Origin of the sequence: Photobacterium profundum (assembly GCF_003026285.1) — a bacterium.
GTDB lineage: Bacteria > Pseudomonadota > Gammaproteobacteria > Enterobacterales > Vibrionaceae > Photobacterium > Photobacterium profundum.
The window spans coordinates 335,853-351,546 of record NZ_PYOD01000001.1; the positions used below are offsets into that span (position 1 = coordinate 335,853).

14 protein-coding genes are annotated in these 15,694 nt (G+C 40.4%); 9 read left to right on the forward strand and 5 right to left on the reverse strand.

Annotated elements, in window-relative coordinates:
* Positions 1–237 precede the first annotated feature (237 nt).
* A complete protein-coding gene (locus C9J48_RS01365; protein ID WP_006231490.1) occupies positions 238–1,158 on the reverse strand; it encodes a LysR family transcriptional regulator in 921 nt (306 codons plus the stop codon).
* Between the two features lie 185 nt (positions 1,159–1,343).
* Positions 1,344–2,972, reverse strand: a complete 1,629-nt coding sequence (locus C9J48_RS01370) for a methyl-accepting chemotaxis protein (protein ID WP_006231489.1) — start codon at positions 2,970–2,972, stop codon at positions 1,344–1,346.
* A 389-nt stretch (positions 2,973–3,361) separates the two neighbouring features.
* Here C9J48_RS01370 and C9J48_RS01375 point away from each other — a divergent pair, with 389 nt between their 5' ends.
* The 8 genes from C9J48_RS01375 (at position 3,362) to C9J48_RS01410 (ending at position 10,585) form a co-directional block, all read left to right on the forward strand.
* A complete protein-coding gene (locus tag C9J48_RS01375; RefSeq protein ID WP_006231488.1) occupies positions 3,362–4,186 on the forward strand; it encodes a phosphate ABC transporter substrate-binding protein in 825 nt (274 codons plus the stop codon).
* Positions 4,187–4,329: 143 nt separating this feature from the next.
* On the forward strand, positions 4,330–5,241 hold the full coding sequence (gene pstC, locus C9J48_RS01380; RefSeq protein WP_036803347.1) for a phosphate ABC transporter permease subunit PstC: 912 nt from the start codon (positions 4,330–4,332) through the stop codon (positions 5,239–5,241).
* Between the two features lie 5 nt (positions 5,242–5,246).
* The gene (gene pstA / locus C9J48_RS01385; protein WP_006231486.1) at positions 5,247–6,137 is read left to right on the forward strand and encodes a phosphate ABC transporter permease PstA; all 891 of its coding nucleotides are present in this window, start codon (positions 5,247–5,249) and stop codon (positions 6,135–6,137) included.
* 18 nt (positions 6,138–6,155) lie between these two features.
* A complete protein-coding gene (gene pstB, locus C9J48_RS01390; RefSeq protein ID WP_006231485.1) occupies positions 6,156–6,905 on the forward strand; it encodes a phosphate ABC transporter ATP-binding protein PstB in 750 nt (249 codons plus the stop codon).
* A 133-nt stretch (positions 6,906–7,038) separates the two neighbouring features.
* Positions 7,039–7,299, forward strand: coding sequence for a hypothetical protein (locus tag C9J48_RS01395; RefSeq protein ID WP_006231484.1), 261 nt, complete (start codon positions 7,039–7,041; stop codon positions 7,297–7,299).
* A 221-nt stretch (positions 7,300–7,520) separates the two neighbouring features.
* Positions 7,521–7,898, forward strand: coding sequence for a hypothetical protein (locus C9J48_RS01400; protein WP_006231483.1), 378 nt, complete (start codon positions 7,521–7,523; stop codon positions 7,896–7,898).
* A 180-nt stretch (positions 7,899–8,078) separates the two neighbouring features.
* Positions 8,079–9,701 (forward strand): mechanosensitive ion channel family protein, encoded by a 1,623-nt coding sequence (locus C9J48_RS01405; protein WP_006231482.1) that lies wholly within the window; start codon positions 8,079–8,081, stop codon positions 9,699–9,701.
* 446 nt (positions 9,702–10,147) lie between these two features.
* Positions 10,148–10,585, forward strand: a complete 438-nt coding sequence (locus C9J48_RS01410) for an META domain-containing protein (RefSeq protein ID WP_006231481.1) — start codon at positions 10,148–10,150, stop codon at positions 10,583–10,585.
* 151 nt (positions 10,586–10,736) lie between these two features.
* Here the strand turns inward: C9J48_RS01410 and metE are convergent, their stop codons facing one another.
* Positions 10,737–13,040, reverse strand: coding sequence for a 5-methyltetrahydropteroyltriglutamate--homocysteine S-methyltransferase (gene metE / locus C9J48_RS01415; RefSeq protein WP_006231480.1), 2,304 nt, complete (start codon positions 13,038–13,040; stop codon positions 10,737–10,739).
* A 253-nt stretch (positions 13,041–13,293) separates the two neighbouring features.
* On the opposite strand from metE, the gene metR reads away from it, so the two are divergent.
* A complete protein-coding gene (metR, locus tag C9J48_RS01420; RefSeq protein ID WP_006231479.1) occupies positions 13,294–14,205 on the forward strand; it encodes an HTH-type transcriptional regulator MetR in 912 nt (303 codons plus the stop codon).
* A gap of 112 nt (positions 14,206–14,317) precedes the next feature.
* Here metR and C9J48_RS01425 read toward each other — a convergent pair whose 3' ends face one another.
* Both C9J48_RS01425 and C9J48_RS01430 read right to left on the reverse strand, forming a co-directional pair.
* Entirely contained in the window at positions 14,318–14,506 is a 189-nt protein-coding gene (locus C9J48_RS01425) for a DUF4250 domain-containing protein (RefSeq protein WP_036803578.1), read from the reverse strand.
* A 137-nt stretch (positions 14,507–14,643) separates the two neighbouring features.
* A complete protein-coding gene (locus C9J48_RS01430; protein WP_242610841.1) occupies positions 14,644–15,321 on the reverse strand; it encodes an HI_1241 family integral membrane domain in 678 nt (225 codons plus the stop codon).
* Positions 15,322–15,694: the final 373 nt, after the last annotated feature.

Here is a 15,694-nt window from a genome sequence, read left to right on the forward strand (position 1 = left end):
AACGATTGCGGACGCATTTTAGTGAAGTAACGAAATGTGACAAGGATCAAATTGTTATGCAAAATTACATGCAATTAACATTGACAGGGGGATTTGATGGCTATTTGAGCAAAGCAAACGAAATCGGCAGGATTAGTTCTGTAGCGGGATACTATTGTCTTCACCAGTGACAATTGAGGGTGTTTTGAGAGTTTGATCACACAACCGTCCCTTTAAGAACGGTTGTTTTTACAGCGATTAAAAGATACTTCGATCCCAGTAAGCTGGCCTTCCAATGTGGCTTCGTATGAAATCGATAAATACTTGCACCTTTTGTGGCAGGTATTTATGCCGAGGATAAACGGCATATAGCGGCATATATTGGGTCAAATCCCAATCAGGCATAAGGCGTATTAATTGCCCTTTCTGCAATTCATCCTTCAGTAAGTACGTGGCAAGGTAGCCAATACCGTTACCCGTTAATGTTGCATCACGAATCGAATCTGCCGAGTCGACACGATAGTTCCCTTTTACTTTGATCTGATGGCTCTCTTCTTCTTTACGAAAGCTCCATACATTGTCTTTACGCTCTCGGCTAAAGTACGTAATGCAATTATGATCCTTCAGATCATTAGGGTGATAAGGCACGCCATGTTTTGCAAGGTAAGCAGGGCTCGCTGCTAATACAAAATTACAATCGATAAGATGACGCGCAACAAAACCTTCAGGCGGTGAATCCATGAAACCAATCCATAGATCGAGTTGTTCTGCGATTAAATCGACACGGTAATCAAACAGACTCATTTCTAAATCGAGCTGTGGGTATAAATCATGGAACTCAGAAATAAAAGGGGCAATATGGTTAGAAGCAAAAGATTGAGCAATACCGACCCGTAATGCACCTTGCAAAGAGTCTGTTTCCGACAGGAGCTCACTTTCCGCTTCATTTATTTCACCCACCACATTGGCACAATGAACTGAAAAAGATCGGCCCGCTTCTGTTAACGCAAATGAGCGCGTAGTACGCTGAACAAGTTGTACACCTAGCCTTTCTTCTAGCTGTTGTATCTGCTTACTCACCTGAGTACGTGAAATATCGAGTAATTGCGCAGCTCGCGTAAAACTTTGTTGCTTCGTTAATGCGTTAAACACGACCATTTGTTGCGCTTTCTTTAGCATAAGAGCCCCATACGCTATTTATTTATGAAGATACTTTTTCATGAAGAGCTGTTTCATTAATAAAAAAGACCTACATAAGCAGGCCTCTTTATAGTAACTATTGTAAGTCAGATTATACTCATCTGGATAAGTTAATAGTCATCCATTTATTCAGAAAAATGACCAAATACTCATTTACGATAGTATTACAGCTTGAAGAAAGAAAGCTGCTGTTTCTGTTTTTCAGCTAATTCAGATAACTCATGGCTTGCAGCTGCACTTTGGCTAATACCGGCTACATTTTGATTCACAATTTCAGACATATTAGTGACGTTACGGTTAATATCTTGCGTTACCTGCGACTGTTGCTCTGCCGCTGTCGCTACTTGCGTATTCATATCGCTAATCTGAATAACAGACTCGGTGATACCAACAAGGGCATCATTCGCTTGATGCGCAAAACGCTGGTTTCGTTCTAGCATTTCCAAGCTTGATTGCATGCTTTCATTCGCATTGCTTGACTGCGATTGTAACTCTTCAATAATCACTTGAATTTCTTGTGTCGACGTTTGTGTACGTGCAGCAAGCATACGTACTTCATCAGCAACAACTGCAAAACCTCGTCCAGATTCACCCGCACGCGCGGCTTCAATGGCAGCATTCAGTGCCAATAGGTTAGTTTGCTCTGAAATACTGCGAATCACTTCTACTACATTGCTGATTTGCTCAGATTGTTCTTTTAAGCGCGTTACAACACCGGCAGCTTCCGACAAAGTTTGCGTCATTTGCGCACTCGCCGCATTGCTTTGCTCAAAGATGTTCATACCTTCTTTGGCTAGTTCATCGGTTTGCTTTGCCGTTGCATCAGCTGCTGTCGCATTATCGCTTACGTTATCTGCAGTACTTGATAATTCATTAACCGCAGAAGCAACCTGATCGATCTCGTTCAGCTCAAGCTGCGCATTGGCTTCAGATTGAGTCATTACAGCTGCAAGCTCTGTCGATGCAGAGGCTACATCCTCACTGATACGAATTAATGAATCGACTGTTGTATGAAGCTGAATAACCGTTTTATTTATATCGCCACTGAGTTCGGCAAGCTCATTGGTACCATCTTGTTCAGCACGAACTTGAAGGTTACCTTGAGCCACATTACGCATAATCTCTTGAAGCTTTACAATTGGGTTAACAATTAAGCCTGATAACCACCACGCTATTATTGTCGCCAATACAAACGCCAACATAATTGCAATCGTTGCCGTATTCATTAGGCTTTTATTATTCTTAGCACTTTCTTCCATACTCGCCGTAGCGTATGCATTCACACGCTGTGACAAAGTATTGATCGTCGACACCATTTTGTTGCCCACTGTGCGGTACTGCGCAATAAAATTCGACTTCTCTTGTTCAGTTACGTTGCCATTGTCATATTCATTGAACAGCGTTACTGCTCGATTTGAATAATTAATATAATCAGTGATTGCCGATCTAACAGCATCAGTATCCGATTGAAATTCAGGCTGCTTATTAAGAGGTTGAAGATCATTGATAATGTCTGCAACGGCTGCACGTAATTCATTTTGGAAAATACTGCGGCGCGAAGCATCATAAATCGCATAAACAGCATTAATTCGTAGCGGATAAACTTGGTCATCAACTTTTGCGAGTACATCTTTATACTCAACCAATGAATTAGTATTGGCCATTATTACTTGCTGCTCACCTTCCAATTCACTTTTCGTCACCCAAAGCGATGTAAACAGAACAACAATGATTAAGAATACAGGTAATAGAACCTGATAACGGATAGATACATTCTTTAAGGAAAAAGACATTGGAACCTCAAAACAATTTTTTGCGCACCTATTCTTAAATAGATACTTATAATTATGTGACGTGCATTATCGCCACATGATTGCCAAAAAGATAGATATTGCTCGCAAAAACACCGTAAATATTTCATTGTATTTCAAAGAGTAAGTACGAAATCATTGCCATTATTTTGACTTGAACGTCATTTATTTAACGAAAGTAATCAATACACCTTTTATATCAAGTATTTCCATTCGTTTAGCAATATCAACATGCATTCCCCTAAGGTATTTATGGCAATCGTCATATATGGTTCAAACTTCTGAAACATAACTGTCATAAAGATCTCCTAATCTAAGCGTGTTCATTCAAACCTATTGGCAATTAAGCCAGCATGTAAAGGATTAGGAAAATGAAAACAAAGGTTATCGGTGCACTAGCTCTTGCAGGTTCAATGGCATTCAGTGTTGCTGCTGTTGCAAACGAAACTATCTCTGTTGTAGGTTCAAGTTCAGTTACACCATTAATGGAAGTATTTGGTGAAACTTACAGCCAAGCAAATTCTAACATTTTTGTTGAAGTTCAAGGTCCAGGCTCATCTGCTGGTGTTCGTGCCGCAACCGATGGTTCTGCTGATTTAGGTATGAGTTCTCGTAATCTTAAAGATTCTGAGAAATCAGATGATTTAAAAGAAATCGTCGTAGCACGTGATGGTATCGCTGTTGTTGTTAACAACAAGAACCCAATCACTGATTTATCAAAAGAAGACGTAACGAAGATTTACAAAGGTGAAATCACCAACTGGAACCAAGTTGGCGGTGAAGACAAGCCAATCGTAGTGGTAACGCGTGACACAGCATCTGGAACACGTGGTGCTTTCGAAGACATCATGTCGCTGAAGAAAAAAATCAACGACATCAAAGTATCAGCTATCTCTCAGCGCGCTCAGGTTACAAGTGGTAACGGCCAGCTTAAAACAACTGTCGCTAACAACCCGTTTGCAATTGGTTATATCTCTCTTGGTACTGTTGATGATTCACTAAAAGCGCTATCAATCGACGGCCACGTACCTTCAGTTGCTGCTATCAAGTCTGGTGAATACCAAGTTCAACGTCCTTTCCTTGTTCTTTACAAGGCAAGCAAAATTAACCCAACAACTCAATCTTTCTTAGATTGGTCGCTAACCACTGAAGCACAGAAACTTGTTTCAGCTAAAGGCTACATTGCAGTTAACTAAACCACTTTAATAGCGCTTGGTGATTGCCAAGCGTTATTTTCTACCACAACGAGATAGGTTTTTCCCTACAACTATTTAGCTTTCTGTAACTTTTAATGAGTTTGAGAAATAGTGACGTTGTTGGTATTTGGAGTTATGAAATTATGACCATCGCAAACAGTATTGAGAAGACAGTTAAAGCTTCATCACTAAAATCAAAAAAAGTGATCGATTGGCGCGAATTGTTCTTCAAAAACCTTTTTATGCTAAGTGCCGCTATCGGTATTTTGTCTTTAATAACTATCGGTTATTTTATTTTTAGAGAAGGTTATGCAGCATTTGCACATGCTGGTGTAACAAACATTGTTCTAGGGACAGATTGGCTACCACCAGCATTGTTCGGTATTGCCCCAATGATCGTTGCATCATTAGTCTCTACCGCCGGCGCTGTTATTTTGGGTGTACCAGTTGGTGTGTTAACGGCAATTTTCATTGCTGAAGTGGCACCTAAGCGCCTTGCTAACATTGTTCGCCCTTTAATTGAATTACTTGCAGGTATTCCATCGGTTGTTTATGGCTTCTTTGGTTTAGTTATTATTGTTCCGCTTATCCAAAGTGTCTTTAATGTACCAGCGGGTAACACTGTACTAGCGGGTATTATCGTACTTGCAGTAATGATTTTACCGACCGTTATCACCGTATCTGAAACCTCGATTCGAGCCGTACCCCGCGTATATAAAGAAGGTTCTTTAGCACTTGGGGCATCTCATATGTTCACTATCTTCAAGCTTTTATTACCAGCAGCGCGCTCAGGTATCATGACTGGCGTGATTTTGGGTATAGCCCGTGCTTTAGGTGAAACGATGGCCATAATTATGGTTATGGGTAACTCACCAGCCATGCCTGAAGGTCTTCTCGATTCGGCGCGTACTCTTACAGCCAACATTGCGATTGAAATGTCTTACGCAACAGGCATTCACGCAAGTGCTTTATACGCGACTGGTATTGTTCTTCTTGTTTTCATCATGACGTTGAACGCCGCTTTACTGTACTTAAACCGTGAGCGTGCGAGGTAATTATTATGTCAGATACAATTAAACGCACTGTGTCTCTGAACACGAAAAACAAAGCTTCACAATTATTAAAAGATAAAATTTCACTCGGTGTTATTTGGTTATCTGCTGGTATTACAGTGGGTTTCCTTATGTGGGTTGTTTGGTACATTTTAAGCAATGGCTTAGCATTTGTAGACTGGTCATTCATTTCAAGTAACTACACAACAATTGGTGAAGAATCTGGCATTTGGCCAATGATTGTTGCCACGCTATACATGGTTGCAGCGTCGATTGCTGTTGCCGCACCACTGGGTATCATGACGGCAATTTACCTGACTGAATACGCTGCTGTGGGCAGTAAATGGGTAAAGGTTATTCGCTTCTGTACTGAATCATTAGCGGGTATTCCATCGATTATCTACGGCCTGTTCGGTATGACATTCTTTGTTGTCGTGCTTGGCTTTGGTTATTCGATTCTATCAGGGGCACTCACCCTTAGTATTTTGATTCTTCCTGTTATTATTCGTACAACAGAAGAAGCATTAATGGCAGTACCGCAAACTTACCGCGAAGGTTCGTATGCACTAGGTTCATCTAAAATTTACACCATCTGGAGACTTATCTTACCAAGCGCTATGCCTGGTATCGTAACCTCTATCATCCTCAGCGTGGGTCGTGTTATCGGTGAATCAGCACCTGTATTCATGACCGCAGGTATGGTTGCACGTATTCCCGAGAGTGTTTTTGACTCGGGTCGTACGTTGACTGTTCACTTGTATAAATTAACGCAAGAGCTATACACCATTCATGAATGGCAACAAGCCTACGCAACGGCAACCGTTCTAATTGTGATAGTTCTGATGATTAACATGCTAACGAAACTGATTGCTAGCCGCTTCAATACTGCGACTTACTAATTTTTGAGGAAGATGAAGATGAACAAATTTAATATTGATAACCTAAACCTATTCTACGGCGAAAATCAGGCTCTTAAGCAAATCTGTCTACCTATTCCAAACCGTCAGGTTACGGCATTAATTGGTCCATCAGGTTGTGGTAAATCGACCCTACTTCGCTGCCTTAATCGTATGAACGACCTTATTGAAGGCGTTAAAATCGACGGTTTACTGTCAATCGATGGTGAAGATGTATACGGCAACATTGATGTAGCGCAGCTTCGTATTAAAGTTGGTATGGTTTTTCAGAAGCCAAACCCATTCCCAATGAGCATCTACGAGAACGTGGCTTATGGTTTGCGCGCTCAAGGTATTAAAGATAAAAAAGTATTAGATGGCGTAGTAGAAAAATCACTACGCGGTGCAGCACTGTGGGATGAAGTTAAAGATCGTCTTAAGTCGCATGCGTTCGGCCTTTCTGGTGGTCAGCAGCAACGTTTATGTATTGCTCGCACAATTGCCATGGAGCCAGAAGTTATCCTTATGGATGAACCTACGTCAGCGCTTGATCCAATTGCAACCAAGAAGATTGAAGATTTGATGGAATCTCTTAAGAAAGATTTCACCATTGTTATCGTTACGCACTCTATGCAGCAAGCACGTCGTATTTCAGACCGTACTGCATTCTTCCTAATGGGTGAATTGGTTGAACACGACGATACACATGCCCTATTTAGCAACCCACGCGACGATCGTACTCGTGGTTACGTAAACGGTGATTTCGGTTAATCCGACTTGTAAAGAATAATAAAAAGCGATGGTACTTATTGCCCCCTTCTTGTAAGGGGGCTTTTTTCATTTATTGCCAATAGATTAAGGCAAATTCAAGAAGATTAATAACGTTTCAGCTCAATAGGTATTAGTGCCCTACTACCAGCAGAAAAACGGTGATTTGAGCAATAAAGGTAAAATGTTCTTTGACACACAGTTTTTGGAAGTAATGCCAGAAGCTGAATATTTGATGCTGGTTGAGCATGGAGGTCAGAAGCAGTTTGTAGATACGAGCAATATGAAAATGATTAGTAGGAAAGAGTTAGTTTCTTTTGCGACCAAAGGGGAAGCCCTCGCCTTTAAACTGCATATAATGAAAAAGTGGACGATAAGCCTTGTGCTGCATAATTGATAATAATAAGTCGATCAATAGTGCAATTTATTAATAACCACTCATTAAGATTTTTCTTATTTTTACGACAGATTAGATGATTCCCTCTCTCTTTTTACGCATTCCTGACATTTAATATTTTTTATTTATCTAGACTGTTTACAATAGTAAAAAACACTGTTGTTATACATCGACAGCTATATCTAAATATATAGCCAAGTTTGTGAGGGAGACATCAAGATATGCCGAAATCTAAAGAAATCACCCAAGTACAGGCTTGGATAACGTTGTTGAATACACTTGAAACAACCCCACGGTTAATCGGTGTGCTCACATCACCGCTATCATTAACGAAACGTTTTATGGCGAAATTACAAAAAAATGACTTAATGTCATTTTCTCACACCTCTCACTTAGATATACAGTTGCTAGCAGAAACGATCGCAGCTTCCGCCTGTGATACGCTTATATGCGATCGTGCAAATTATCCATTATTACAACCGATTTTATTACTTCAACGCCAACCTATGACGATCATTCTAAACCAAGAATGCTGGTCTCCGGATTGGTGCTGGCAATATCCGCAACATCACTTCTTATGCCAACAAGATTTGGTGTAATTTATATAGCCAAGCCACTGCACACATTTTAAAAATGCATCGTTTTACCCGTTAAAAATTATTACTAAAGTCGCTAATTTGGCGGCTATAGTTGTTTATAAGAAAAAATGAGCGATCATTGGCGTTCAATTTAAATTCTTTCTTTTTTAATCAACCTCAGTTTGCAGGAGTATCATTGAAATGCGTGTATTGGCTTTCTTATGCGTTTTTATATCATCGTTCTGTTTCGCACAAGCCGAAACCCCGTCGCCTCAAATCGAAAAGCTCAATAAATTAGATAGCGAAATTTTACAGCTTGTTACCGAAGCCTCAACCATGACGGGATCGGCAAAAGATGTCGTTAACTTGCAGCTTTTAAATAAAAATAACGATCTTCGAGACGTAATAGAAAGCTTAATATCAAATAGAACAGAAGAAACTCAACCACTTCTACTAAAGCATGTTCACCAACAGGTTACTTTCATTTCTGAAGCGTCAGCTTTCTTTTTAAAGAAAATCGAAGAAGGCGAAGCAACATTAGATAAAGCCAGTAATGAAGAGAAACTCATTGCACAAAAAAAGCTTGATGAAGCTCGACGATTTTCAACCCGCTTATTAGGTGAGCAATGGGTTAACTATCAATGGCTAAAACTACTGGGCGAAGAATCACCTGAAAAAGTACAAGCATTAATCGATGATATCGATCATCGCTTAGAATTTATGTCTGCATCTTTAACGTTCGATAGCCAACAAGAAGAAGTTTTAGCCAAGCAGTTAAAATCGGCATCTGAAGGTGAAAAATCTTCGGTACAGTTATTACATTTACTCGCCCAACGAAAAGTAGCGAGTGATACCGATAGCTTGCAATTTTTAGTTCAGCTAGCAGATAAAATGAAGCTTGATACTGCAAAATATAAGCAACAACTATTTGAATCTACAGGTAATCTAACCAATGATTTGTTGAATGCAAAAGTCATCATGTCGATTATAGCAACATGGACTAGCGGCATTACATTGTGGATTTATCAAAATGCACCACAGATATTATTTAAGATCCTTATTTTTGTCGCCATTATTTTTGTGTTCCGTTTACTAAAAAAGCTCACCCGTAAAATGGTTAAACGTGCAGTATCGTCTCCCAATTTAAAATTATCTCAACTCATGCAAGAGTTCTTTATCTCGATGTCTGGTAAAGGCGTATTCTTCATTGGTTTACTTATTGCTTTATCTCAAGTCGGCTTGAACCTTGCCCCGATTCTTACTGGTTTCGGTGTTGCGGGTGTGATTATTGGTTTCGCGTTGCAAGATACCCTATCAAATTTCGCGTCAGGCATGATGCTACTTATCTATCGTCCATTTGATGTCGGTGATTTTGTAGAAGCTGGTAGTGTATCGGGTAAGGTTAGCCATATGAGCCTGGTTAATACCACAATCAAAACCTTTGATAACCAAATTATTATTGTACCTAACAGCAAAATCTGGGGCGATATTATCAAGAACGTCACCCATGAGCGTGTTCGTCGGGTTGATATGGTTTTCGGTATTGGTTATGGCGACGATGTTGAACTCGCAGAAAAGGTATTAAATGACATTATCGATGATCACCCGATGGTGCTACGTCAACCAGAGAAAACAATTAAGCTACATACGTTAAATACATCGTCTGTTGATTTTATTGTTCGCCCTTGGGTAAAAACAGAAGATTACTGGGATGTATATTGGGATGTAACCCGTGAAGTGAAAATGCGATTCGACCGTGAAGGCTTGTCGATTCCATTCCCGCAACAAGATGTACATTTGCACATGGTCGACAAAAAAGCGTAGTTATACCCAAGTAACCTTTAACCAAGGGCGAATCTAACTGTTCGCCCTTATTATATCCAACACTGCAATTATCCTGCTTTAAATATAACAATTATCTATCATTCTTCCGTTCAAAAAATAAATATAGAAATAACGCCATTTATTTTCAATTCATGACCATTCTTTAAATAGTTATAAAAAAGCATTTAAGATATGACACCGTTCTAACACTGCTCATTATTTTCTTTGTGATAATAGTTTTAAGCATTAGAATTATATGAATTTTAAAGCACACACTGTAAAGAAATGTAAAACGCTTTACAGTTTTGAACTCTTTCAATACTGTAGCGTCTGACTTAAAAGAACAACGTTTAATTACAGGGCAACTTACCTTATTTTTGTTCTCGTTAGTGTATGTTCAGCATTTAGCCAATATAATGACGATAATTATTTCTAGGATACATACAATGAAAAAGCGTTTACTAGCAGTTTTAGCACTACCTATCATTCTTGCTGCATGTGCAAGCAACGACTCTGAGGCAACGAAAGTGGCATCTGAAGGTGATCTTGTTAATAACAACTGGGTGCTAACTCAAGTAGATAGTAAAGCACTTGATCTTCCTGAACCGTTCAAGGCACCAAACCTTGAATTAACTGATGGTTTAGGCGCTAACGGTCACTCTGGTTGTAATCGTTACTTCGGTCAAGCTGAGCTTAAAGATGGCAAACTACGCATCGAAAAGATGGGGATGACGATGATGGCCTGTCCTGAACCTGCAATGGCGATGGAACAAACAATGACTAAAGCATTAAGTGACTGGAGCGACGTAAACGTTTCTGGCAATCTAATGACGTTAACTAATGCTGGCCACACGCTAACGTTTGAACGTAACAGCATTAAATAAACCCTTCATTCAGGCTCAAACAAGTGATTTGAGAAAAACTGAACGAATGATAAAAAAAGACGAGTACTGCTATTTATATTAAGCAGCCTCGTCTTTTTTATACCTGATATTTACGGTTTAAAAGCTAGAAATATCTTTTCAATGTTTGGCTTTAAACCGCTTTTGCCTGCCACTGTTCACGTAATTTCTTCGTCGCTTCTACCATGCTGCGCAGTGCAGCTTCTGTTTCTTCCCAGTTACGTGTTTTTAGTCCGCAATCAGGGTTTATCCATAGGCGTTCAATTGGGATAAGTGTTTCAGCTTTTTCTACTAAGTGAACAATTTGCTCAATCGATGGGATGTTTGGCGAGTGAATATCGTAAACGCCGGGTCCAATTTCGTTCGGGTAATCAAATTCTTCAAAGGCTTTTAGCAATTCCATATCTGAACGTGATGTTTCGATAGTAATCACATCGGCATCCAGTGCGGCGACTGATTTGATGATGTGATTAAATTCGCTGTAACACATGTGAGTATGAATTTGTGTTTGTGGCTCTGCACTTGCTGCTGAAATCTTGAACGCATTCACCGCCCAATCAAGGTACGCCTGCCACTGGCTTTCTTTTAGTGGTAAACCTTCACGAATTGCTGGCTCATCAATCTGAATAATCTTTATGCCTGCCGCTTGCAGATCTGACACTTCATCACGCAATGCCAGAGCAATTTGATTCGCGATACCTTCACGAGGCAGATCTTCACGTGGGAATGTCCAACCCAGAATGGTGACAGGGCCTGTAAGCATACCTTTTACTAACTTGTCAGTTAACGATTGTGCGTATGTCGCCCACTCTACTGTCATTGGTTTTGCACGATAAATATCAGAAACAATAACCGCAGGCTTAACACAACGAGAGCCATAGCTCTGTACCCAACCAAATCGAGTTACCGCAAAGCCTTCCAGCAATTCTGCAAAGTATTCCACCATGTCGTTACGTTCTGCTTCACCGTGTACAAACACATCGAGATCTAAATCTTCTTGGCGCTGAATGGCATCAGCGATGTGCCCTTTTAACGCAGTGTTGTAGTCAGACTCACTAAGAAGACCAGCTTTAAAATCGCGACGTTGGGTACGAATTTCATTGGTTTGAGGGAAAGAACCAATGGTCGTTGTCGGTAATAGCGGTAAATTAAGCGCAGCACGTTGCTGGCGAGTACGTTCTGCATACGGTGCTTTACGCTCGGCTAACGCGGCTGTTATTGCATTGGTGCGCTGGCGAACATCTGGATTATTAACTAATGCGCTGGTTACACGTGCTTTGATCGGCGCACTGTATTTTGCACATTCTTGTATCGCGATATCATTACCGTCTAACGCTTGTGCCACTAAAGAAATTTCACGGCATTTTTGCTTCGCAAAAGACAACCACTGGCGAACTTCTGGTGATAAATCGGTTTCAAGGTCTAAATCGATTGGGCTATGAAGCAATGAACATGAACTACCAACCCATAATCGCTGCCCTAGCTTCGCTTTCACTGGCTGCAATACGTCAAGAACATGCGATAAATCAGCACGCCACACGTTGCGGCCATTCACTACACCCGCCGACAATACCCAGTTTTCTGGCAGTGCATCTACCACTGCATTTAGCTGTTCTGGTGCTGCAGATAAGTCGATATGCAAACCGTCGATGTTCAACTCTACAATCTTATCAAGGTGATGCGTTATATTATCGAAGTACGTGGTTAGCAATAGCTTGGTATTACCATTCAGTACTTGGTAAGCCAACTTAAATGATTCAGCCCATGGCTTAGGCAATTCTAGCGCAAGTACTGGTTCATCTATCTGAACCCACTCCACTCCTAATGCTTCTAATTTACTTAAAATTTGTTGATAGGCTGCCAATAAACGCGGAAGAAGAGATAAACGGTCAAAGCCTTCTTCTTTTTCTTTACCTAGCCATAAGTAAGATACAGGCCCTAGAAGAACAGGCTTAACCTTGTGCCCTGCTTTTTTAGCTTCCGCAACTTCTTCAAACAGCTGCTGCCAACTAACATTGAACTGATCATCTTCCGTGAACTCTGGAACGATATAGTGGTAGTTAGTATTGAACCATTTAGTCATATCAGATGCTGCACACGAGCAACCTGTTGGTGCTTTACCACGGGCAATGCGGAATAATGTATCTAAATCAGGAAAGCCATTATCATGACGCTTAGGGATGTGACCTAACAGCATGCTGGTATTGAGTACGTGATCGTACCAAGCAAAATCACCAACAGACACATAATCTAGCCCGGCACCCACTTGATCGCCCCAGTGACGATGACGCAGTAAGCTGCCCACTTCTTTTAATTCACTTTGTTCAATCTCACCGCGCCAATACTTTTCTTGTGCAAATTTTAATTCACGTTGTGAGCCTACTCGTGGATAACCGAGGATGTGCGTTACTGTTTTGTTCTCTGTTGTTATTGTCATAGTCTTTTCCTGCTGATAATTTAGCGGTATGGATGGCTAAACAATGACGTAAGAAATCATTATGAACAACATCGAATCATTCAAAATCATTATGAAGAAAATTAATAATCAATACTTTAGCGAAATGTTAGGTGTTTTATGCGTCACTATTAATGAATCCAACGCATGAATAGACGTCTAGATGTTTACACATCTATATTTAACAGGTACATTAAATATATTCATGTAATACACAGGGACGTTAGTAAACTTCATGATAGAAATTAAGCACCTAAGAACCCTATCCGTTCTTCGTGATACAGGTTCGCTAACAGCGACAGCAAATACCTTGTGCCTTACACAATCGGCATTGTCACACCAATTGAAAGATTTAGAACAGCGGATCGGTGGTCAGCTGTTTCTACGTAAAACGCGCCCTGTTAAATTCACCTCTGAAGGTGAAATATTACTTCGACTCGCCAATGATATATTACCGCGCTTAGCCAAAGCAGAGCATGAGTTAGCCAGTCTTAAAGAGGATATAAACGGACGTTTGCACATGGCGATTGAATGCCATTCTTGCTTTCAGTGGTTAATGCCTGCATTGAAAGAGTATCAAGTACATTGGCCATCTGTGACTTTGGATTTTTCTTCTGGTTTTGGTTTTGAGCCTATTCCTGCGTTAGCTTCTGGTGAATTAGATTTAGTTATCACGTCTGATATTCAGCATCGTAACGAAGTGCATTACGAACCTTTATTTGATTTTGAGATGCGTTTAGTGGTATCGCCACAGTCACCACTTGCAGATAAAGCAGTGATTGAGCCTGAAGACTTACTCGAACATACAATGTTGAGTTATCCGGTACAAAAGAATCGATTAGATGTGGTGAAGCACTTTCTACAGCCCGCGGGCATTGAACCCAAAGCTTGGAAGCAAGCCGATAACACATTAATGCTGGTGCAAATGGTCTCGGCAGGTCTAGGTGTCGCAGCCCTACCGAACTGGGCGATTCATGATTTCGCTCGCCAAGGGTTAATTGTTAGCAAGCCTCTAGGTAAAGGGCTATGGCGCCGTTTATTTGCGGCTGTTCGCGCTTCAGAGCATGATCGCCATTATCTAAAAGCTTTTTTTGCCACAGCCAGGCAGCAGTGTCAAACACACTTAGAAGGCATTAAAGCAGCTTAAAAATAGCCTCAACAACCGGCTCTCTCATACAAAAAAACGACCTAATAATGGTCGTTTTTTGTGGTAATACCATTCCGGATAAATAAATAGCATACTCTGCTTAGCAGCCTGCTTATCGAAATTGATTAGAAAGCGGATCATAGTGAAAGCCATGCTCATCCATTTTTTCAATGAGTTCAGCTTCATCTAATTCATAACGGCTTACAAGCTCTGAAACACTGCCACACTCTAACCTAAGCTTTTCATTTATAATACTAAAAACAATATTACCGTCCATTCTAAGCAAGTTATTGATTTCCATACCGCCTCCCACTTTAAGCACTATATATTAGGTTCCTTTTACAATAATAGACCTAGCACTGAAGGCTGATACAAAAAAAGCGCCTTTATATAAGAGGCGCTTTTCGAGCTGTACAATTTTCAATCAGCAGTAATGTATCAAAAGATAGCCAATTGCATCGAACCAGATAACACCAATAATGCCGATGCACCCAGCAACTGCCAACGATTAACCGTACGACTTAATAACAGATGACCAGCCCACACTAACAAAGCAACCAGCATAAGTACTAAAGCGCCCACTATACTTGATGTCAGTCCATTTATCGTCGCTTCATCAATACGGCCTAATTGCCAAAGCATAAACAGAATCGAGGCAATTGCACTGCCAAAACCCGCAAAGGGTAAAATACGGTGAAATGCTTGAAGGCGAGTTCTCGCTTGAGTCAGTAATAAGTGTGCGAATAGGCTACCAAATAACGCTATCGCCATAAAACTCATACCCACTTGAGGCAGTGTCATTGTAGGTAGCAGCATTAACCAGCTAATTGCAGCCAACATGTTCGAGGCCATCAAAATCTTAATAGGACCCGCATCACGCGTTTTACCGGTTTTCACTTTAAAAGTGAAAAAAGCCAAAGTTAGCAATGGCAATACTGCTAACGGTTGAGTTGCTATACATAAAAGCCAGCCAGCAAGAATGATCGGAAGTGTTTTATGCACTCGCCCACGCTGACCAGGGCAAATATTACCTTTAGTCAACACCAGTGTCAGAATACATTGTGCCCCTAGTAAAGCAGGGATAAGAAACATTAAGTAGCCAGTGAACATGATCATTCTGTCTCAGAAAAATGGAGGTTGATTATACCAACTTGTGTCGGTATGTGAATGCATCAATATTTTCTGTCGTTACCAAACTTTTTTATTCTTCAGATACAAATTTTAGCGTATGTTTATCTTTAACTTGATTTTTTTGAACGGAGATCACAGTTTGAGAGGGGTGTTAATACAATAATGACCAATCTATTAATAATTCAGTTAGTCCATCTTTCTTTTTCAATGCTTTAAATTCAGTGACTAATCAATAATGAGCATGGCTAATGCGAGAAAACATCAGCAAAACCATTAAATCTAAGGTGCCATATTTCTATGACCTATGGAGTTCTCAAGCACACTCTTTAAGCTTTAGAAATACACGAAGTGATTATCT